17 protein-coding genes are annotated in these 19,394 nt (G+C 66.7%); 8 read left to right on the plus strand and 9 right to left on the minus strand.

The window, feature by feature from the left end; translation table 11 throughout:
• Positions 1-2: 2 nt before the first annotated feature.
• The 5 genes from CYJ10_RS28290 to CYJ10_RS28310 all read left to right on the plus strand — a co-directional run bounded on the left by CYJ10_RS28290 (position 3) and on the right by CYJ10_RS28310 (position 4,759).
• Positions 3-983 (plus strand): Bug family tripartite tricarboxylate transporter substrate binding protein, encoded by a 981-nt coding sequence (locus tag CYJ10_RS28290; RefSeq protein WP_101684747.1) that lies wholly within the window; start codon positions 3-5, stop codon positions 981-983.
• Between the two features lie 100 nt (positions 984-1,083).
• On the plus strand, positions 1,084-2,139 hold the full coding sequence (locus CYJ10_RS28295) for an ABC transporter substrate-binding protein (RefSeq protein ID WP_101684748.1): 1,056 nt from the start codon (positions 1,084-1,086) through the stop codon (positions 2,137-2,139).
• Between the two features lie 10 nt (positions 2,140-2,149).
• Complete coding sequence (locus tag CYJ10_RS28300; protein WP_101684749.1) at positions 2,150-3,097, plus strand: ABC transporter ATP-binding protein; 948 nt, start codon at positions 2,150-2,152, stop codon at positions 3,095-3,097.
• On the plus strand, positions 3,094-3,882 hold the full coding sequence (locus tag CYJ10_RS28305; RefSeq protein WP_101684750.1) for an ABC transporter permease: 789 nt from the start codon (positions 3,094-3,096) through the stop codon (positions 3,880-3,882). The genes CYJ10_RS28300 and CYJ10_RS28305 overlap by 4 nt, the downstream gene beginning before the upstream one ends.
• The gene (locus CYJ10_RS28310) at positions 3,875-4,759 is read left to right on the plus strand and encodes a transporter substrate-binding domain-containing protein (RefSeq protein ID WP_101684751.1); all 885 of its coding nucleotides are present in this window, start codon (positions 3,875-3,877) and stop codon (positions 4,757-4,759) included. Before CYJ10_RS28305 ends, CYJ10_RS28310 begins: the two co-directional genes overlap by 8 nt.
• Before the next feature lie 21 nt (positions 4,760-4,780).
• Here CYJ10_RS28310 and CYJ10_RS28315 read toward each other — a convergent pair whose 3' ends face one another.
• Entirely contained in the window at positions 4,781-5,581 is an 801-nt protein-coding gene (locus CYJ10_RS28315; RefSeq protein ID WP_101684752.1) for an SDR family NAD(P)-dependent oxidoreductase, read from the minus strand.
• A 133-nt stretch (positions 5,582-5,714) separates the two neighbouring features.
• On the opposite strand from CYJ10_RS28315, the gene CYJ10_RS28320 reads away from it, so the two are divergent.
• Positions 5,715-6,656 (plus strand): GlxA family transcriptional regulator, encoded by a 942-nt coding sequence (locus CYJ10_RS28320; protein ID WP_101684753.1) that lies wholly within the window; start codon positions 5,715-5,717, stop codon positions 6,654-6,656.
• Positions 6,657-6,723: 67 nt separating this feature from the next.
• Here the strand turns inward: CYJ10_RS28320 and CYJ10_RS28325 are convergent, their stop codons facing one another.
• From CYJ10_RS28325 to CYJ10_RS28335, 3 genes are all read right to left on the minus strand, one after another.
• Entirely contained in the window at positions 6,724-8,691 is a 1,968-nt protein-coding gene (locus tag CYJ10_RS28325) for an acid phosphatase (RefSeq protein WP_101684754.1), read from the minus strand.
• Between the two features lie 172 nt (positions 8,692-8,863).
• On the minus strand, positions 8,864-9,430 hold the full coding sequence (locus CYJ10_RS28330; RefSeq protein ID WP_101684755.1) for a YcbK family protein: 567 nt from the start codon (positions 9,428-9,430) through the stop codon (positions 8,864-8,866).
• 25 nt (positions 9,431-9,455) lie between these two features.
• Entirely contained in the window at positions 9,456-11,111 is a 1,656-nt protein-coding gene (locus CYJ10_RS28335) for a L,D-transpeptidase family protein (RefSeq protein WP_101684756.1), read from the minus strand.
• Positions 11,112-11,314: 203 nt separating this feature from the next.
• Between CYJ10_RS28335 and CYJ10_RS28340 the strand changes: the two genes are divergently transcribed.
• Positions 11,315-11,770: a universal stress protein gene (locus CYJ10_RS28340; protein ID WP_101684757.1), complete on the plus strand. Its 456-nt coding sequence runs from the start codon at positions 11,315-11,317 to the stop codon at positions 11,768-11,770.
• Positions 11,771-11,816: 46 nt separating this feature from the next.
• Here CYJ10_RS28340 and CYJ10_RS28345 read toward each other — a convergent pair whose 3' ends face one another.
• The gene (locus CYJ10_RS28345) at positions 11,817-12,524 is read right to left on the minus strand and encodes a bestrophin-like domain (protein ID WP_101684805.1); all 708 of its coding nucleotides are present in this window, start codon (positions 12,522-12,524) and stop codon (positions 11,817-11,819) included.
• Positions 12,525-12,780: 256 nt separating this feature from the next.
• On the opposite strand from CYJ10_RS28345, the gene CYJ10_RS28350 reads away from it, so the two are divergent.
• Complete coding sequence (locus CYJ10_RS28350) at positions 12,781-14,460, plus strand: site-specific integrase (protein WP_101684758.1); 1,680 nt, start codon at positions 12,781-12,783, stop codon at positions 14,458-14,460.
• A gap of 17 nt (positions 14,461-14,477) precedes the next feature.
• Here CYJ10_RS28350 and CYJ10_RS28355 read toward each other — a convergent pair whose 3' ends face one another.
• Genes CYJ10_RS28355 through CYJ10_RS28370 form a run of 4 tightly spaced genes read right to left on the minus strand, consistent with a single transcriptional unit; the run spans position 14,478 to position 19,347 of the window.
• Positions 14,478-16,034, minus strand: a complete 1,557-nt coding sequence (locus CYJ10_RS28355) for a TolC family protein (protein WP_101684759.1) — start codon at positions 16,032-16,034, stop codon at positions 14,478-14,480.
• Positions 16,027-18,048, minus strand: a complete 2,022-nt coding sequence (locus CYJ10_RS28360) for an FUSC family protein (protein ID WP_101684760.1) — start codon at positions 18,046-18,048, stop codon at positions 16,027-16,029. Before CYJ10_RS28360 ends, CYJ10_RS28355 begins: the two co-directional genes overlap by 8 nt.
• Positions 18,029-19,078, minus strand: a complete 1,050-nt coding sequence (mdtN, locus tag CYJ10_RS28365; RefSeq protein ID WP_101684761.1) for a multidrug transporter subunit MdtN — start codon at positions 19,076-19,078, stop codon at positions 18,029-18,031. The genes CYJ10_RS28360 and mdtN overlap by 20 nt, the downstream gene beginning before the upstream one ends.
• Positions 19,075-19,347, minus strand: coding sequence for a hypothetical protein (locus tag CYJ10_RS28370; protein WP_101684806.1), 273 nt, complete (start codon positions 19,345-19,347; stop codon positions 19,075-19,077). Before CYJ10_RS28370 ends, mdtN begins: the two co-directional genes overlap by 4 nt.
• Positions 19,348-19,394: the final 47 nt, after the last annotated feature.

The raw sequence follows: 19,394 nt of genomic DNA on the forward strand, positions 1-19,394 counted from the left end.
CCATGAAACCGATTGCGCATGCTTTCGCCGCCGCCTGCCTGACACTGGGCGCGGCCCTGACGTCCCCGCTGGCTGTCGCGGGCCCGTTCCCCGACAAGCCGATTCGCCTGGTCGTACCGTTTCCGCCGGGCGGCACCACCGACCTGCTGGGCCGGGTGCTGGCCAACCGTCTGTCCGAAGCCCTGGGGCAGCAGGTGATCGTCGACAACCGGCCCGGCGCGGGCGGCACGATCGGCTCTGACGTGGTGGCCAAGTCGCCGGCCGATGGCTACACGCTGATGTTCGGCACGGTGGGCACGCAGTCGATCAACAGTTCGCTCTACAAGCGCCTGCCGTTCGACGCGCAGAAGGACTTCACCCCCGTGGCGCTGTTCGCGGGCGTGCCGAATATCCTGGTGGTCAATCCCAAGGTGCCCGCGAAGAGCGTTAAGGAACTGGTCGACTATGCCAAGGCGCACCCCAACGCGCTGAACATGGGGTCGGCGGGCAATGGCACGACCAATCATCTGTCCGGCGAGCTGTTCAAGTCGATGGCGGGCGTGCAGATCACCCACGTGCCCTATAAGGGCAGCGGCCCGGCCATGGCCGACCTGCTGGCCAATCAGGTGCAACTGATGTTCGACAACCTGCCAGGCTCGCTGCCGCACGTGAAGGCTGGCCGGCTGCGCGCGCTGGCCGTGACCAGCGCCACGCGCTCTCCTGCGCTGCCCGACGTGCCGACCATGGCCGAAGCAGGCATCACCGGCTACGAGGCGGACGTCTGGTTCGGCGTGGTGGGACCCAAGGGTATGCCGGCCGATGTGGTCGGCAAGCTGGCGGGCGAGATCGCCCGGATCGCGCAGGACAAAAGCACCCGCGACAAGCTGCTGCAGGCCGGCGCATCGCCGCTGACGTCCACCCCCGCGCAGTTCTCGACCCTGATCCAGCATGACACGGTGAAGTGGTCGAAGCTCGTGCGCGATTCCGGCGCCAGCATCGACTGACTCTCGGCGAATCCGATATCGATAGACAAAAGTCTTCGTTGTGTGAGAGTGCGGCGCTTCGCAATACTGCGAACGGAAACTGCACTCATCACACAACAATATGGCCTCCGAACTTACCTCTCCCGCGCCCGGCCGCCGTGGCGCGCTCAAGCAACTTGCATCGCTGGCAGTGGCCGGCAGCATAGGTCCGCTGCTGGCCGCCTGCTCGAAGGGCGACTCCGCTGCCAAACCTTCCGCGCAGTCCAGCGCCCCGGCCGTGATCGGCAAGGCCGGCGACAAGGTCAGCTTCAAGTATCCGGACAATCCCACCTTCGACCTGGTCTACCTGGCCGACCAGCTTGGCTATTTCGAGGGCACCAATACGCGGCCGAACTACATCGGCAAGGTGGCCGCGCCGCAGATCATTCCGCTGACCGGCACCGGCGAGATCGATTTCGGCTCGCGCATGGTGCCGCTGGTGATCTCGGCCGTGGCGGCCGGCGCCGATCTCAAGATCGTGGCGGCCGGCAACAAGACGCTGCAGGACGCCCCGCACATGAAGTACTTCGTGCGCAAGGATTCAGGCATCCGCGCCCCCCGTGACCTGGAAGGCAAGACCATCGGCATCAACAGCTTCGGCGCCTGCGCCGAGTTCGTGACCAAGACGTTCCTGCGCCAGAAGGGCGTGGACGTCAACAAGATCAACTTCGTGGTGATTCCGGACGACCAGGCCGAGCAGACGCTGGCCACCGGCAACACCGACCTGGCCATCATCCACGCGCCGTTCTCGGGCCGTGCCGACCATGCCGACAAGCTCACGCGGCTGTGGAGCGATTTCGACCTCGATGGCGGTCTGGGCGGCATGCAGCCGTACAGCGTGCATGGCAAGTTCCTGCGCGAGCACCCGGAGAACGTGCGCGACGTGGTGACGGCGCTGGCCAAGGCGGCCAACTGGGTCAACGCCAACCCCGAAGAGGCGCGCAAGCTGGTGTCCAAGCGCATCAACCTGCAGCTCGATTTCGTCGACCGCTACGCCTACGTGGACAACCTCGTGGTCACCGAGCCGCCGATCCAGTACTACATCGACGTGCTGGAGGCCGAAGGCAAGCTGACCCGCGGCAAGGTAGCCGCCCGCGACATCTATACGAACGATTTCAACCCGTTCGCCAAGGCATAGGACGCCCACCATGAGCCACAAGATCGTGGCGCGCGGTGTCAAGATGGACTACGCCGTGCGCGATGAAGCGGGCCGCGCCGACAACGTGGCCGTGCTGCGCGACTTCGACCTCGATATCCGCGAGGGCGAATTTATTTCCATCCTCGGGCCGTCGGGCTGCGGCAAGTCCACGTTTCTGAGCATCCTCGCCGGGCTGACCGAACGCACGGGCGGCGACATCGCCATCGATGGCCAGCCGCTGCGCGGCATCCACCCAGCGCAGGGCGTGGTCTTCCAGGGCTATGCGCTGTTCCCGTGGCGCACCGTGCTGCAGAACATCGAGGTGGGACTGGAGATTCGCGGCGTGCCCAGGGCCAAGCGCCGCGCGATCGCCGAGGAATACCTCGAACTGGTGGGGCTGACTGGCTTTGGCCAGCGCTATCCGCACGAGATCTCGGGCGGCATGAAGCAGCGCGTGGCCATCGCCCGGTCTCTGGCCTACCAGCCCGAGGTGCTGCTGATGGACGAGCCGTTCGCCGCGCTGGATGCCCAGACCCGTGAAATCCTGCAGGGCGAACTGCTGCGCATCTGGGAACAGCGGCGCAAGACCATCGTATTCATCACGCACAGCCTGGACGAAGCCATCTTCCTGTCCGACCGGATTGCCGTGATGACCCGGCGCCCCGGCACCATCAAGCAGATCATCGACGTACCATTGCCACGCCCGCGCGCCGCCGAGGTGCGCAATTCAGAAGCCTTTATCCGGCTGCGCCAGCAGGCCTGGGACATCCTCAAGGACGAAGTGCAATTCGCCAACCCGGCCGCCGCGCCGCGTCCGCTGGGCGCCACGGCCAACCCGGGCGAACGCTTGCATGGCGAGCGCGCCCAGGTGGGACCGCCGGTTGGACATCAGGTCGGACAGCAGGTTGGACAGTCAGTGGAACCCGCGACCGCCGGCGTGGCGAAGGCCGCATCATGAGCCGCGCCGCTTCGCTTTCGCGCCTGGGCGACCGCGCCCTGGGCGTCCTGGGCATCGTCGCGTTCCTGCTGGTCTGGGAACTGGTGCCGCGCCTGCATATCGTCAGCGACGCCTACCTGAGCCCGCCGTCGCAGATCATCGTCACGATCTGGGATCTGGTCAGCAGCGGGGCGCTGTTCAAGCACCTGTTTGCCAGCCTGCAGCGGTCGCTGTACGGATTGCTGTCGGCCATCGTGCTGGGCGTGGTGCTGGGCCTGCTGATGGGATGGTTCACCCGCTTCGAGGCCATCGTCGACCCGATTCTGCAGTTGTTCCGCCAGACCTCGGCCTTTGCGCTGTTCCCGGTGTTCATCCTGTTCCTGGGCATTGGCGAGACGTCCAAGGTGGCCATCATCTTCTGGGCGTCGTTCTGGCCGGTGCTGCTGAGTACGATCAGCGGCGTCAAGCAGGTAGACCGGCTGCTGATCGATTCGGCGCGCTCGATGGGCGCCAACCGCCTGTTCGTGTTCCGCAAGGTGGTGCTGCCGGCGGCGTCGCCGTCGATCTTCACCGGGGTGCGGCTGGCGGGCACGTATTGCATTACCGCGCTGGTGGCGGCCGAAATGATCGGTGCTCACTCGGGGCTGGGCTTCCTGACGCTGAATTCGCAGGAGGTATTCCAGATTCCGACGATGTACGCGGGCATCCTGCTGCTGGCCTTGCTGGGGCTGGCGCTCAACTATGTGCTGGCGGTGGTGGAACGCCGGCTCACGCGCTGGCGCAAGGGATTGACGCTCAATGGCTAGCTTGCGCGGATACCGCTGGCTGGCCGCGCTGCTGGCGCTGGCCGGCATCGCCACGGCATATGCCGCTTTTGCCGCCTATGCCATAGACCGGCCCGTCGCGCCTGGCCCGTGGCTGCAAACGGTGCAGCAACGCGGCACGCTGGTGGTGGGCGTGCGGCAATACGCGCGCCCCGCGCCGCCCAAGGCGCCGACGCCGCCCGAGCCCGATCACTTCGACGTGGCCATGGCGCGCTATGTAGCGGATCGTCTTGGGGTGACGTTGAAGGTTGCCGGCCTGCCCGGCGAGCCGGGATCATCGGCGTGGCAGGCCGCGCAACGCGATGTCGACGTGGTCATCGCGGGCGCGACCCCGACACCAGGTGGCGACGCGGTGGTGTCGAACGCGCCGGTCGTGCCAGTTGCGTCGGCCTACGCCATCGGCGAAGGATCGCTGCTGGTGCTGCGCGGCAGCCGCTACCAGCGTACCGACGACCTGCGGGGCCAGCCGGTCTGCGTGGGGCAGGGCAGCGCCTACGCCACGCGCATCGCGCAGGACTTTCAGGGCGTGCCGAAGGTCTACGCCTCATCGATTCGCGCGGCCACGGGGTTCCTGGCTGGCGAATGCCAGGCACTTGCCGACGATACGCCGGTCGTGGCCCGCCTGCTGACGCTGCAGGAATGGCGCTTCTATCGCAAGCTCGACGGCGATCTTCAGGCTGACGCCAGCGCCGCGCGCATCGGCCTGCATGCCGCCGATCCCCAGTCCGCCGTCTGGTTCGAGCAGGCTGTCCGCGACTGGCGCCGCGACGGCGCCCTGCAACGCGCCCGCGAACAGCGCGCCGGCGACGTGGCCTACGAAGCCAGCCAGCTGCAGGACGGCCTCGTCTGCCATTCCTGAGCCAGCCGGCCGCGTGACACGTCAGGCCTTCACGTAGCGCGGGGCCGGCGTGCTGTTCGAGAGCACACCGGACATCGCGCCACGTGCCGCCTCGTACGCGTTCCAGTGCTCGATGGCGTGCAGCGACGGGATCGTGATCAGCTCGCCGTTGTCGTAGCCGACCAGCGCGGCATCGACCATATCGGTGGCCTGCATCACGATGGCAGGGTCCAGATTCTCCACGGGCAGGCCGCCGACCTCCCAGAAATCGGTGGCCGTGGCGCCGGGCAGCACCGCCTGCACGCGCACGCCCCGGGCGCCCACTTCATGATGCAGCGACTGGCTGAACGCGGTCACGAACGCCTTGCTGCCGCCGTAGACCCCGTTCAGCACCTCCGGCGCGATGCCGACAATCGACGAGATATTGATGATCGCCCCCTTGCCGCGCGCCACGAAGCCGGGCACGGCGGCGTAAGTCAGGCGCGTCAGCGCGGTGACGTTCAGCTCGATCATCCTGGTCATCGCGTCGACGTTGCTGTCCAACAGCGGGGTGTGCGTGCCGATGCCCGCGTTGTTGACCAGCAGCGTGATGCTGGCATCGGACCGGAGCTTGTCTTCCACGCGGGCCAGCGAAGCACGGTCGTTGAGATCGGCAGCAAACACTTCGACGGCCCGGCCGGTGTCGTCGGCAATGCGGCGCGCCAGCGCGTCGAGCTTGTCGCGATTGCGCGCCACGAGCACGAGGTCGTAGCCGCGCCGTGCCAGGCGATCCGCGTAGATCGCGCCGATGCCCGACGATGCGCCAGTAACCAGTGCCGTACCCAGATGTTGTTGCTGCGTCATGATGCTTCTCCGTTCGGTGGGGTGGGTTCGGATGCGTCGCATCCATGTGAAGCATCGTAGGCCGGTTCACGCCTGACCGAAATGACGTATATAGTCATGTTTCATGACATGGGACAAAAAGCGGGGTGGCGGCATGCACAGGGTGGGATTTCTGCTGATGGATGGCTTTCAGGTGATGGCGCTGGCGGCGCAGAGCGTGTTCGAGTACGCCAACCTGGTGGCGGGAGAGCCCTTCTACCGGATCGAAAGCTACTCAGTGGCGGGCGGGCCAGTGCGTTCGTCGCTGGGCATGGCGGTGGAAACGCGGCCAGCCAGCACACGGGTCACCATCGACACCTGGGTCCTGGCCGGCGCGGCCGACCCCGTGGCCACGCCCACACCGCAGCCGGTGCTGGATTTCGTGCGCAAGGGGGCGCCCCGGGCACGGCGCGTGGCATCGATCTGCACGGGGGCGTTCATCCTGGCCGAGGCCGGACTGCTCGATGGCCGCCGCGCCACCACGCACTGGTTCTACGCGCGGGACATGCAGCGCGCGCACCCGCAGGTTCGCGTGGAGGACGACCGCATCCATATCGTCGACGGACCGATCTGGACGTCGGCCGGCATGACGGCCGGGCTGGACCTGGCGCTGGCGATGGTGGAAACGGACCTCGGAGGCGATGTCGCGCGGTCGGTGGCGCACAAGCTTGTGATGTACCAGCGACGTTCCGGCGGCCAGTCGCAGCACTCCGAACTGCTGGACCTGGCCCCCAAGTCGGACCGCATCCAGAGTGCGCTCGACTACGCACGCAAGCACCTGCACCAGCCGCTGACCGTGGAAGACCTGGCCGGCGCCGTGCACCTGAGCCCCCGGCAATTCAGCCGCGTCTTCACGGCCGAAACGGGGCAGTCGCCGGCCAAGGCCGTGGAAAGCCTGCGCCTGGAGGCCGCGCGGCTGATGATCGAACAAAGCCGCCATCCACTGGACGTGGTGGCAAAAGAGACCGGATTCCGCGACCGCCGGCACCTGCGCGAGGCGTTTATCCGGGGCTTCGGCATGCCGCCGCAGGCGGTGCGGCGGGAGGCGAGGGGATGAGTTGCGGCGCTGTCCCGCTGTCGCGCACGCGAACGCGTAGCGACAGGGGACTTCACTGCACGCCAGATCAGCCGTCGATGCGGATCTGCACGCCGTTTGACAAGTAGACCGGCGTGGCCTTGTAGCCGTCCACGGCAACCGTGCCGAACTGGCCCTTGATGCTGCTGCCGGTGATGACGGCAATCGTGTCGCCAGCCTTGGGCGCATAGCCGTCGACAAACGCGATGCGCAGCGTGCCGCCAGCAATGGTCGTGACGCCCGCCACGGTCATGCGGCCCTGCCCGTTGGGGCCGACGCGCAGATCGAGCGTGGTGTCGGCCAGCTGCGTGTACTTGCCGGCAATTGCCACGCTTTGCGGCGCATTGATGATGACCGATCCCGTGCCCAGGTAGACGTCGCCGGTACCAAAGGCCTTGGCCGACACTGCCTCGAGCGCGCCGCCTGCCACCTGCGTGCCGCCGGAGTACGTGTTGGCACCGCCGAGCTTCAGGTTGCCGGTGCCGGAGAGCGTGAACTTGCCGGCGCCCCCGATATCGTTGCGCCAGATGTCGCCGGCGCTGAATCCACCCTTGCTGGCATCCATCGAGACCACAACGTTGCCGTTGAACGCGCCATACCCGTCGCCGGCGGCGAACAGGTTCAGGCGGCCCCAGCCCTCCGCGTCGTCCATGACCGGGTAGCCCGACGCAACTTCAGTGGTCTTCAGCACGACGCGACGCTGGTCGGCGCTGAGATACGGGAAGCGCGTTTCCAGCATCACCTCGGCACCCTTGGGTACCACCGGGTCGACCGTGGCCGAACCGATCTGCGCGAAGCCGAACGTCATGCGGCGCAGGAAGTTGGCCTTGTTGGCCGCGTAGTCGCTGAATCGGTCATTGCTGGCGGTGCCTGACTGCGCGAAGGTGCGGAACGTGGCCGGCGTGGTACCGGTGGCCGTCATCAGCGTGGTGTGGGCCTGGGCATAAGCGGAGGCCTTCAGCGTGGCATTGGCCGGTGCATAGAGATTGGCTGCCGCCGAGGCAATGCCGAGCATGCGGCCACCGATCACGTCGAACGGCGAATGCATGCCGGCGAGGATACGGTTTTCGCCCAGCTCCATGCCACGGCTCAGCATTTCCTGGAACCGTTCCGGGACCAGGTAGGCCATCACCACAGCGTTGCGCAGCGCTTCGGCAGTGTGGCCGCTGATAAAACCGCCGTCGGTCGTCGGATCGGCGCTGATGGCCGGCACCAGTGTCGGCGCCAGCACCACGCTGGAGTTCCAGCGATACGGCCGGGCGTACTTGTAGAAGCGCTTGGCTGGCTCGGTCGAGGCGTTGTCGCCCACCTTGTTGACCATCGTGATCACATCGCCGAACGCCGCGTTGCCCGCACCCGCCACGCCGGTGTTGTTGCCGCCTTCGTCATATTTGACCGTGGTGGCGTCGGCCGGGATGCTTGTGATCGTCGTGGTTTGCTGGGCGGCGGCACGCCATGCCGCCGTAAGCGGGCCCATGCCGTCCGTCACGCTGTAGTTCTTGCCCCGGCGATCGTCGTAATACGCGGCTTCGGCCTGCGCAGCCGTGCGCTGCGTGGTCGCGTTGATGACGTACTGGACGTTGGCGTTGTGCGCGGCGGCGTTGGTCACCGAACCACCCACCGTGCCGTCGTTCGGCAAGCCGGTCCACGTGGACGCGGCAACGGCCGGGAAGGAACCGTTGGCAGCGGCGGGCGCACCGGCATCGACCAGGCGCGTCAGCGGTTCCCAGACATCGAGAAAGCCCGTGACCAGGCGCACGCCGGCATTGGTGTCGACGGTTGCGTAGCGCGCGTCACCGCGCTGGTTCGTGGCGATGTTGTCGACAAACGGCAGCACCGATGCCTGTACGGGCGCGCTGTCGACAAACCCGGGGTCGGCCGGCGGCGCCGGCACGGCCAGCGGTGTGACACTGGCGTTGTTCTGATTGTTGTCGTCGCCGCCACCGCAGGCGCTGAGCAGGAGGGCAAGGCACGCGACCGCGATGGCCGACGGGATCCCGGGCTGGGAAATAGACATGAGAGGGGTCCTCAAAAAGAACGACGGCAAGCGGGCCGTCGGAAGAGGACGCAGTCTAGGGACGTCTCATGTCATACATGTGAAACAATAAGCACCGAAGTCGATGGATTGTTCGGTTTTCCGACAAAATCGTGACATATCTGGGCGGGGCGATCGGCGCGCGGCTGCGCACCTAGCCCCAGCGCCGCACGCGTCCCGTGTCGACGTGGACGAAGTTTTCGGATTTGTAGAAGCCGACGCCGCCCACCTGCAGCGATTGCGCGGCATCGCGCAGGTCTGCCAGACCCACGCCAGGCAGCCGGATGTCGATGGCCATGCCGTCCATGTGGAGGCTGTGCTTGGCCACGCCACCGCCACGGGTCTTGCGCAGGCGCTCGTTGGTGATCGGGCAGCGGTAGCCCGAAATCACCTGGAAAGGCGCTTCGCTGCCGACCTCGCGCCGCAGCGCGAACAGCAGGACGAACAGCTTCGGATCGATGTCCCCGACCGTGCCCGAGTAGTGATCGCGCAGAAAGTGGTTGAGCGAGGTCTGCGCCTGCGGCAGCACCTGGTCGCCCATGGCATAGACCAGCGACAGGTGTTCGCCGGTATGGGTGTGTTCAAAGGACAGCGAGCGGGCATCGGGTCCCAGCGCCGCCAGCGCAGCACGGGGCGCCAGCGTCGACAGGCCCGCGCCCAGCGCGATGGCGCCGGCACGATGAAAAAAACGGCGACGCTGGTTGGAACTGGATTCAGACATGGAAAGTTTTACAACGGCGCGGCATTCAGGAAGGCCGTACGGCAGGCTTGGCACCGGTGCGCTGCCGCAGCGCCTGGTCCAGCAATTTGTCCTGTCCGTAAATGTCAGGCACGAAGTATACCCGTCCATCGGCACGCGCGATGGCAGTGCCGTAGGCCAGCACCACGGGCACCGGCTGCTGTAGCGCGACGGTCTTCGATTTGCCTGCCGTCATTGCCTCACGGATACGTTCCGGGGTCCATTCGGGCATGCCCTGAAGCGTGAATTGCGCCAGGGCGACGGGGTCTTCCACGCGGATGCAGCCGTGGCTGAAATCGCGCCGCCCGCGATTGAACAGCTGCGGCGTGGGCGTATGGTGCAGATAGATGGCCTGGTTGTTCGGGAAGATGAACTTGATGTCGCCCAGCGCATTGAGGGGGCCTGGCCGCTGGCGGATACGCGCCTGGCCGTTCAGCACCGCATCGACATTGGCCTGGCTGAACGTGGCGTTTGCCTGGGTGCCGTAGACGAACTCGAAGCCCTGGCGCGTGAAATAGCCGGGATCACGCTGCGATTTCGGAATGACCTCCTTGCGTGCGATCGACGACGGCACGTTCCAGTACGGGCTGAACTCGATATAGCGCATGTCCTCCTTGAACAGCGGCGTGCGCGTATCGAGCGCCTTGCCCACGATGACCTTCATCTCCAGCTTGATGTCGAGCTTGCCTTCGTCGTAGTCGTAGGCCCGCAGCACGAACTCCGGCACGTTCACCACGATCATGCGCGGGCCGTCGGTCAGCGGCGTCCAGCGCAGGCGCTCCATCGTGAGCGCGATCTGGTCGACCCGCGCGGCAGGTGTCACGTTGAGCTGCGCCAGCGTACCCGCGCCGATCACGCCATCGGCATCCAGCGCATGACGCGTCTGGAACGCCTTGACGGCATCGACCAGCGCGCCTTCGTAGCGCTGCGGCACCGCCGTGCCGGCGGGCAGCAGGTCGCCCAGGGCTTCCAGTCGCTGTGCCAGTTGCGCCAGGCCGCTGTAGGCCTGCCCCGGATTCAGCTTGCCGCCTGCGATGGCGGGCAGGGGATGCTTCCAGAACGGCTCGGCTGCGAGCTTGCGATACTTCGCCAGCGCGTCGCGCAGGGTGCCGTAGAGCGGGAACGACGGCGCGGCTTCACGCATCGCGTCGGCCAAGCGGTTGGCCGCCATGGCGTTGCGCAGGTAGCTCTCCGGATCGAATGGCGGGAGATTGCCGACCGAGAAATTCGCGTGGACCTTGCGCGGATCGACCCGGCCCCGGTGCAGATCGGACAGGTAGCGCTTCATCGCGCCCGTCAGCGCACCGTCAAAGCGTTGCGCTGCGTCTGGCGGGGCAGCCTGGGTATCGACCAGTTGCGCCAGCGCGCGCTGCAGGCCGTCGGCATCGTAGTCGTGCGGCTCCAGACCATCGGTACCGGCACCATTCAGTGCCTTGACCGCGGCTTGCGCAGCCTGCGAGGGGCGTCCATCGGCAAACCAGAGCAGGCCCGGCGCCTGTGGCGGCTGGGCCCATGCGGCCGTGGCACTGCACAGCAGCCAGGCCGCACCGGCGCTGGCCAGGAGGGCGATTCGGGAAGGAGCCCGCGCGGAAACTCGCGTGGAAACGTGTGAAAGACGACGGTGCGAACGCAAGGCCGTGGCGTTCGCCGTCGGGGCTGGCATGGCTGCAGGGGCAACAGTCATCGTATGAAGGTCGATAGCGTTTGTCCTTTGCGTATCGTATCCGAACATCGTGACGTATCCATCCCTTCGTACATCTGAAAACAAAGTTTCTGCTATTGCTTGGCGTTTGATACAGGTCAATTAACAAGCCATGCCGCGGACTATGCTTGTCTACGAGACAACGTCAATGCGGAGGTGGATCGATGTACGAACGGATTCTCGTGGCGGTGGACGGCGGCCCGTCTTCGGAGCTGGCCATTTCACAGGCAGTGGGCCTGGCCAAGCATTTGTCGGCCGAAGTCAAGGTGCTGTTCGTGGTGGACGACAGCGAATTGTTCTTCGAGTATGCCCATATCGATCCCAGCCAGATCGTGGGCGGCATGATCGAAGTGGGCCAGAAGGCCCTGGCTTCCGCCGCACGGCGCTTCGAGAACGCCAACGTGCGCTGTCTGACCGAACTAGCCGAAAAGCCAGTCTCGCCCGGCAATATCTCCGGGACCATTGTCAAGTGCGCCGATCACTGGCCGGCCGATCTGATCATCATGGGCACCCACGGCCGACGCGGCATGCGGCGGGTGATCATGGGCAGCGTGTCGGAGGGTGTGATCTCGAAGTCGAACAAGCCGGTCCTGCTGATTCGCGGCGAGACCGTGCATTGACACACCCGGCAGCCTGGCCGGGCTGCCGCGCAGCGCGCGATCCGGGCTACGGTTTCAACGAAGCCTGCAGGCTGAGCAGGTTCTGGGGCATCACCCGGATCAGCCCGCCGCGCGGGCTGTCAATGTCGGCGATCAACGCCAGAGACAGTGACACGGTCAGCGGCACCACCAGCAGCAGCACCATCTTCGTGCTTTCGGTACGCGCGCCGTAGCCCTGCATCAGGCTGCTGCAAAAGGCGATGATGATCATCAGACCCCATGCCGCCAGCGGTATGTGATTGCGCCAGGCCGCTTCCGTATAGCCCTGGGAGTTGATGACGTCGTTCATGCCGGCCACCACCAGCGCCGTGATCGGGGTCGGCGCCTCACGGGCCGCGCCACGTACCAGCTTCCACATCTCGTCTTCGATCTGGGAAGTCGCGGCCTCGATGCCGTCGAGCTGCCCGTGCTCGCGCGTCTGGTAGTAGTGGATGCGCTGGTCCAGATAGCGCGCCAGCAGCGCCTTGAGCGCATCGGTGTTCCGCTCCAGCAACTCCACGCGCAGGTACTCGGTACCGATCGCGTTGGCTTCCTCTTCCTCAAGGTTCTTGCGCTGGTCGTACCGGCCAACGGCCATCGACAGCGTGAAGCCGATCAGCAGCGCCAGCAGCGTTAGCGTGGCGCCCTGGATGATATTGAAGTCGTCCCGACCGTCGCTGCCCAGGGGTCGCAGACGGCGCAACACCAGCGCGCCGATGGCGGTGGCAATGCCCATCAACACCAACAGCACGACAAACAGCAGGCCCGGATGGCCGATGAGCGGTCGCTTGGCGCCTCCCTGGACGGTGGTAAGGCAATGCTGCCCCAAGCCCGAAGGGCGGATCAAGTGAAAGCTTCTTTTGCTCACTTAAACGGATTCTTCGAGGCCGCCACCCATCTTCTTTCCACCCGCCAGTTCATGCACTTCCATAACGTCATTGCGATAACTTTTCTTATCGCAATATGTTCACGCGGATGCTAAACTTCGCCGCATGAAAAACCGCCCATCCCAACCGTACGCCTTTCCCGATGCCGACTCCCTTGCCGCGCTGCGCGCGTGGCATGCCGGCATGTCGACACGGGCAGCCGTTACGCAATATCTGGACGCCGACCGGGCGCACGGCCAGTCGTCGCGCGGCATCCTGGGGGGGATTCGCCGAGAACTGGCCGCCTATGCGCGCTACCGGCGCCGCGAGGACCTGGCTGTCCTGTTTGAATTCGCGGCAGCGGATCGCCCGCAGCAGGGCAGGGCGGCAGACCAGGCCATCGCGACGCTGCGCACCATGCCGCCGCCCGCACCGGCCATTGCCGACGACATCGGCATGTGGCTGACGCCGGGCGCCGTGGCCGCGCTGCGCGCGCAGGACATCCACACGCTGGCCGACCTGACCGTTCGCATCCCGCGCCGCCGCCAGTGGTGGGCCACAATCCCCGGCTTGGGCGTCAACGGCGCCCGCCGGATCGAGGCGTTTTTTGCGGATTGGCCGGAGCTGACGGCCCGCGCCCGCGCGCTGATCGCCACGGAACCACGCGGCGCCATCGTGCCGTGGGAGCAGATGGGCCACCTGCCCCATGAAGTAGACGGATCGCAGGGTCAGTTCCGGGCACCGCGCGAAACCTCTTCGCTCAACGCCGACAACGACTACGCCGCCGTGCAGGCGTGGCTGGGGCTGCACGAATCACCCGCCACACAGCGGGCCTATCGCAAGGAGGCCGAGCGGCTGATTCTGTGGGCAATCATCGAGAAAGGCCGGCCGTTGTCGTCGCTGACCACCGAGGACGCCACCGCGTACCGCAATTTCCTGCGGCAGCCGTCGCCGCGCGAGCGGTGGGTAGGGCCGGCGCGTCCACGGAGCGCACCGGACTGGAAACCGTTCACCGACGCGCTGTCGCCGCGCTCGGCCGCCTATACGCTCCAGGTGCTGGGTGCGCTGTTCCGGTGGCTGGTCCAGCAGCGCTATGTGCTGGCGAACCCGTTTGCCGGCCTCAAGGTGCGGGGCGGCGCCAAGTCGGCCGCGCTTGACGTGTCGCACGCGTTCTCCGAAGGCGAATGGATGCTGACCCGCAGCATCGCCGACGGGCTGGAATGGTCGTACGGTTGGGAAGCCCCGGCTGCGCAACGGCTGCGCTTCATCCTGGATTTCACCTATGCCACGGGCCTGCGCGCCAGCGAACTGGTGGGCGCGACGCTACGCAATATCGAAACCGATATCCACGGTGACCACTGGCTGCACCTGGTCGGCAAAGGCGCCAAGGCCGGCCGGGTCGCGCTGCCGCCGCTGGCCCGTAACGCGCTGGATCGCTATCTGGTAGAGCGCGGCCTGCCGGTGACGCGTGCGCAGTGGGATCCATCCACGCTGATCGTCGGCAATCTGGGCCCGGACGAAAGCGGCGGCATCACCGGCGCCCGGCTGTGGATGATCATCAAGCGGTTCTTTGGCACGGCCGCCGACCAGCTCGATGCCGAGCGCCCGGCCACCGCAGAAAAACTGCGCCGCGCCAGCCCGCACTGGCTGCGCCACACCCATGCCACCCATGCGCTGGCCCGCGGGGCGGAACTGACCACGGTGCGCGACAACCTGCGCCATGCGTCGGTCTCGACCACGTCGCTGTACCTGCACGGCGACAGCGTCAAGCGCGCGCGGCAGATGGAGGATGCGTTCGGAGGCTAGGCGCGGTGTGCGGCCGGCTAGGGCGTCTTGCCGATGTCGCCAGCCGCCAGCGCCAACGTGGCGGCGGCAGCCAGCGCGGCGCTGTAGGCATCGGCCGATGCATTGCGCGCCAGCAGCAACTGGTTTTGCGCCAGGTTGGCTTCGGTCACGGTGCCCACGCCCTTGCGATAGGCGGCGAAGGCCGCGTCATAGGTGATTTGCGCGGCATCGGACAGGGCCCGGGCGGCGTCGTAGACGGCCAGGCTAGATTCCAGTGCACTCTGGCTGACCACCACCTGACGCACCGATTCCTCCTTGGCCCGAGTCAGCTTGGCCGACGCGCTGTCCACGTCGTTGCGCGCCTGCGCCAGCACCGCCGAACGCATGCCACCGTCGTAGATCGGCAGCGTCACCCCCAGGAACACGCTGTTGCCGTACCGATAGCCATTGAGGTTGACGGTGGGCGGCTGCTGGCCGACCGACGGAATTGCGGTGATGGCCGACCCGCCCGACGCATACGACGCAAACGCCGACATGAAGACTTTGGGCAGGAAGGCCGCCTCGGCCGCCTTGACACGGGCCTGGTTGGCGCGTTCCAGCGCGTAGGCGCTCAGCACGTCGGGCCGCTGTGCAATCGCGCGTTCCACGATCTGCTCGACCGAACTGCGCAAAGCCGGCGACAACGGCCTGACCGGCATCTCGGCGATACGCGGCTTCGACATCGGCGAGATGCCGATGGCCGTGACCAGCCCCAGGTAGGCATCGGTCTCCGCGCCTTGCGCCTGCACCATGGCCAGTTTGGTCTGGGCGCGGTTCTGTGTAGCCTGTGCCACTTCCACCACCGTCCCCACGCCACGCGCATAGCGTGCCTTGGCCGCCGTCATCACCGCATCGGCATTCGCCATGGCCTGATCGACTGTGGCGCTGCGCGAACGCGCGGCCTGATAGCGGTAGTACGCCACGCTGACGTCGTGAATGATGCGCTGATGCATGGCCGTAAAGGCGATGTTGGCCGCCACCGTGGCCTGTTCGGCCGCTTCCACCAAGCCCGCCCGCTCGCCGAAATCGAACAGCAGCCATTGCAGCGACACGACCGAAATGGCGCCATGATGCGACGCATCCACACCGGCCGTGCCCAATGCCGTGTTGCTGGATAGCCGGCCGTTCTGCCAGCCGCCCATCGCCGCCACGGAAATCTGCGGCAAATACGTACTCCGGGCGATGCCGGTGGCCAGCGCCGCGTTGCGGGCATCGTTCCAGGCCACCCGTGTGAGCGGGTTCGACGATTCGGCCAGGTCGATCAGATCGGCCAGCGTGTACGGGTGCGTGGCGTCGAGTTGGGCAGGCGGGGCAATGGTCGCCAGCGCCGAATTGGCCGGCAGCGTGTAGTCGGGCGACCGACCTTGCGGGGCGGGCCGGCTGGCGGCGCCGGCCACGATCTCTCCGGTGGCTGAGGTCTGCGGCTGCCACGGGCGGTCGGCCTGCGGCGGGGCCAGGTCCAGCGCCGATGTGGCGCAGCCGGACAGCGCCAGCGCGGTCGTGACGAGCAGCGCGTGGCCTATCGGCAGGCGTGCCAGCGAATCAGGTCTATCCATGCGAAGCGGGGGGATGGGCGGGCCCGGACGGCGAGTCGGCCAGCTGTTTGTCGACAATGGCCATCAAGGCATCGCGCGTTCGGGCCTCGGCCTCGTTTTCTAGTGGTATCGGCTGGGTCGGAGGGGTCGGAGAGGCCGCTGACGGCGCCGCCGCCGTCTTCATGGCATGCAGCCGTGCGGCCACATCGGGATCTCCCGGAAACCGCTCGGCCAGCAGGAATAGCGGGCCGGCCACGGCATCGAGCACACCCAGCCGCTGCCGGTGCTGGTCGATCCACGCCGGTCCGGGGCCTACCGTCGCGGGTTCGTAGCGGGCCAGCGCCAGGTCCTGCGCGATCGACCCCTGCAATCCCAGCGCCGTGGCGGCGTGCTGGCGCCGCTGGCCCGGTTGCCGGGCGGCCACCAGTTCCTGCCACTGGGTGACCAACGCGCTCAGGGCGCCCTCGATACGGCTGGCGATACTGACCGGCCAGATACGCGTGAACACCAGATAGACCACGAGGTTGCCGATCAGGATGCCGATCACGCGGTCGCGGGCAATGGTCAGGTCGAATCCTGGCGCCGGCCCCTGGATCACGCAGAGATAGAACGCGAACGCGATCTGATAGCCCGCGTAGGCAATGCGCGGCGATCCCATGGCCACCCACGCCGACAGCCCGGTGCCCACGAACACCAGTGCCAGGAAGCCGCCCACCGAATCGAGCGCCGGAACGATCAAGACGATCGCCGCCGTACCCAGCGCCGCCCCGATCAGGCAGCCCGCCAACCGGAGAGTAAGCTTTTCGACCGATTCCGCCGCCGTGCCCAGCGACACCAGATAGACGGTGATAAAGCAGGTATGGATGCCCGGCCAGTCGAGCTGCTGGTACAGCAAATAGCAGACCATGGCCGCGCCGGTGGTCTTCAGGGCGTAGTGGATGTGCGAGCGGTTGGTGAAGGCATCGGCATCGAGAAAGCCGCCTGGCTTCTTGTCGGCCACATAGTGGTCGGCGCCGGAGGGGGTCGCAACGGGCTCAGTGTGTGGCTCAGCATCGGGCTTACCAGCGGGCTCGGCATAGTGCGTAATGGCATGGCGCAGTTCGCCCACGACCGATTGCTGCAACGGGGAAAGGCCGGCCGCGTCGGGCAGCGTCACGGCGATTTCCACCGGATAGCCGCCGGCATCGAGCATCTGCGCCATGGCTTTGAGCGTTTCGGCGAGCGGATTGGCAAACGTGGCCGGCAACCGGGCGCTGACCTGCCGGCAGGCCACGTCGGCCGCCATCAGGATCGCCATGGTCGACGTCATCGCCTGCTGCAACGCCACGACATCGGCCACATTGGCGCTGCCCTCGAACCTGGCCAGCTTCAGCCAGCCGGCCACGGGCTGCACGCCATCGCGCAACGCCCTGGCGACGGCTGCACCGTCGGCGTCGGGTTCTCGCAAGCCTTGCGTCGCCACCCGCACGCAGTGCGCCAGGCGCGCCCCGGCCAGGCGGCGCGGCGACGGGCCCATCAGCAGATTGACCACCACATTGGCCGCGATCGGAATGGCCACCATCAGCCAGGCGTAAAGCAGCGCCCGGGTAGCGACCTCGCCACCGGGCACCAGGCCAAGTTCATCGAGCCCGAAGCCGATAATCATGGCCACGATGGCGCCCACCGGCCGCAGCTTGCTGGCCGAGGTCAGGAACAGCAACCCGGCAGACACGACAGCCATGCACGCGACACGCAGCAGGGCGCTGTCGAGCGTGAACCCCGCCAGCATGATCACCAGCCCCACGATCACGCTGACCAGCACCAGCATGCCCACGCTCATCACGATGCTGCTGGTACGGTCGGCGCGATTGATAAAGAAGATCACGTAGGCCGAAATGGCCGCTTCGGGCGTGCCATAGATCGCCGCGATCAAGGCGGTCAGCGTGCTGGCCGCCGCAATGCGCGTGGCGGCGGCGGCGCGCCCCGGGAACGGCGCCAGCAGGGCGCCCATATCGGCCAGGCCAAGGCGCGATGGCTCAGCGGCAGGCCGCGCCATGCCGCACCTCGACCGTTGCGCTGGCACCCACACGGGCCAGCGTTTCAGGCGGCTCAACGAGCTTGATCCGCACCGGGAAGCGGTGCGCCACGCGCACCCAGTTCACCGACGGCTGCACGTAGGGCAGGGCGCGCGGCAGGTTGAGCCGATCCGTATCGGTAATCCCCACGCCGATGCCTTGCACCGTGCCGCGCAGTGCGTGGCGCCGGTCGATCATCGAATAGACGGTGGCACAGTCGCCCACATGGATACTGGCCAGTTCGGTTTCGCGGAAATTGGCCACCGCGAACCATTCGCCGGTATCGACCAGCAGGAACAGCGACTGGTTCGGGATCACGACCTCTCCCGACAGCGACCGCAGGCTGCTGACGCGACCGGCGTGCGGGGCGCGGACCACGGTGTCGTCCAGCGCACGCTGGGCGATGGCCAGGGCGGCCTCGCGCGCCTGCACGGTGGCCAGGGCATCGTCGTCGCTCCCCACGGCCTGCGCCGTCGTGGCGCGCTGCAGCTGCGCCTGCTTCAGGGTCACGGCCGCGTCGCGCCATGCCACCTCGGCCTGGTCAAGCTGCTGCTTCGGGACATAGCCCTCGGCGGCCAGCGGACGCAATCGCTCCACGGTACGCGCCGTCAGCGCGTAGTTCTGCTCGGCGCGGGCAATCTGTTCCGACGCCATCGATGCCGTGCCGCGCTCCGTGCCGATCGACCGGCGGCGCGTGCCCAGCATGGCTTTTGCTAGCTCCAGGTCTGCCTGCGCCTGGGCCAGAACCAGGCGGTACGGCACAGGATCGATCTCGAACAGGATCTGGTTCCTGGCGACATGCTGGTTTTCGGTAACCAGGATGCGGGCGATGCGGCCGCCGACCGGCGAGGCCACGTGCACGAAGTCGGCATCGAGCGCGGCATCGTCGGTGGAAGGGTAGCGGACCGTGCGCTGCCACGCGTAGACGGAAAGCAGCACCGCGAGCAGGACAATTGCCAGGGTAATCAGTTTGCCGCGCAGCGGAGGCCGGCTAATACCTGCCATTTTCATGGAAAATGCCCCGTGCCGATTAACCAGACGATTTCGGCAATCATCAGCCCGATTGCCGTATTGACCAGCAGCTGCCAGCGGATGGTTTCCGCCCAACCGGTTGTCACGAATATCCGCCAGGCTATCAGGGCACCGGCGATGCCGACCAGTGCGCTCAAAAGCCAGAGCGGAAAATAGGCACCGAAGAGGGGCACGGCCGGCGCGCCCGCGCAGCCATATAGCGGGACGACCAATGCAGCGAGCGAAAGCAGGCGAGGCAAGCGTGCCATGGGCAGGATGGCATGGACGGGCCGGAAAATGGTCACGTCAATATAGC

The sequence above is a fragment of the Cupriavidus pauculus genome, from assembly GCF_002858765.1.
Taxonomy (GTDB): Bacteria; Pseudomonadota; Gammaproteobacteria; order Burkholderiales; family Burkholderiaceae; genus Cupriavidus; species Cupriavidus pauculus_B.

Bases quoted from the DNA above. Each gene is read 5' to 3' on its own strand.
- CYJ10_RS28290 (WP_101684747.1), top strand. From the start codon at position 3: ATGAAACCGATTGCGCATGCTTTCGCCGCCGCCTGCCTGACACTGGGC.
- CYJ10_RS28295 (WP_101684748.1), top strand. From the start codon at position 1,084: ATGGCCTCCGAACTTACCTCTCCCGCGCCCGGCCGCCGTGGCGCGCTC.
- CYJ10_RS28300 (WP_101684749.1), top strand. From the start codon at position 2,150: ATGAGCCACAAGATCGTGGCGCGCGGTGTCAAGATGGACTACGCCGTG.
- CYJ10_RS28305 (WP_101684750.1), top strand. From the start codon at position 3,094: ATGAGCCGCGCCGCTTCGCTTTCGCGCCTGGGCGACCGCGCCCTGGGC.
- CYJ10_RS28310 (WP_101684751.1), top strand. From the start codon at position 3,875: ATGGCTAGCTTGCGCGGATACCGCTGGCTGGCCGCGCTGCTGGCGCTG.
- CYJ10_RS28315 (WP_101684752.1), bottom strand. From the start codon at position 5,581: ATGACGCAGCAACAACATCTGGGTACGGCACTGGTTACTGGCGCATCG.
- CYJ10_RS28320 (WP_101684753.1), top strand. From the start codon at position 5,715: ATGCACAGGGTGGGATTTCTGCTGATGGATGGCTTTCAGGTGATGGCG.
- CYJ10_RS28325 (WP_101684754.1), bottom strand. From the start codon at position 8,691: ATGTCTATTTCCCAGCCCGGGATCCCGTCGGCCATCGCGGTCGCGTGC.
- CYJ10_RS28330 (WP_101684755.1), bottom strand. From the start codon at position 9,430: ATGTCTGAATCCAGTTCCAACCAGCGTCGCCGTTTTTTTCATCGTGCC.
- CYJ10_RS28335 (WP_101684756.1), bottom strand. From the start codon at position 11,111: ATGCCAGCCCCGACGGCGAACGCCACGGCCTTGCGTTCGCACCGTCGT.
- CYJ10_RS28340 (WP_101684757.1), top strand. From the start codon at position 11,315: ATGTACGAACGGATTCTCGTGGCGGTGGACGGCGGCCCGTCTTCGGAG.
- CYJ10_RS28345 (WP_101684805.1), bottom strand. From the start codon at position 12,524: ATGGGCATTGCCACCGCCATCGGCGCGCTGGTGTTGCGCCGTCTGCGA.
- CYJ10_RS28350 (WP_101684758.1), top strand. From the start codon at position 12,781: ATGAAAAACCGCCCATCCCAACCGTACGCCTTTCCCGATGCCGACTCC.
- CYJ10_RS28355 (WP_101684759.1), bottom strand. From the start codon at position 16,034: ATGGATAGACCTGATTCGCTGGCACGCCTGCCGATAGGCCACGCGCTG.
- CYJ10_RS28360 (WP_101684760.1), bottom strand. From the start codon at position 18,048: ATGGCGCGGCCTGCCGCTGAGCCATCGCGCCTTGGCCTGGCCGATATG.
- mdtN (WP_101684761.1), bottom strand. From the start codon at position 19,078: ATGAAAATGGCAGGTATTAGCCGGCCTCCGCTGCGCGGCAAACTGATT.
- CYJ10_RS28370 (WP_101684806.1), bottom strand. From the start codon at position 19,347: ATGGCACGCTTGCCTCGCCTGCTTTCGCTCGCTGCATTGGTCGTCCCG.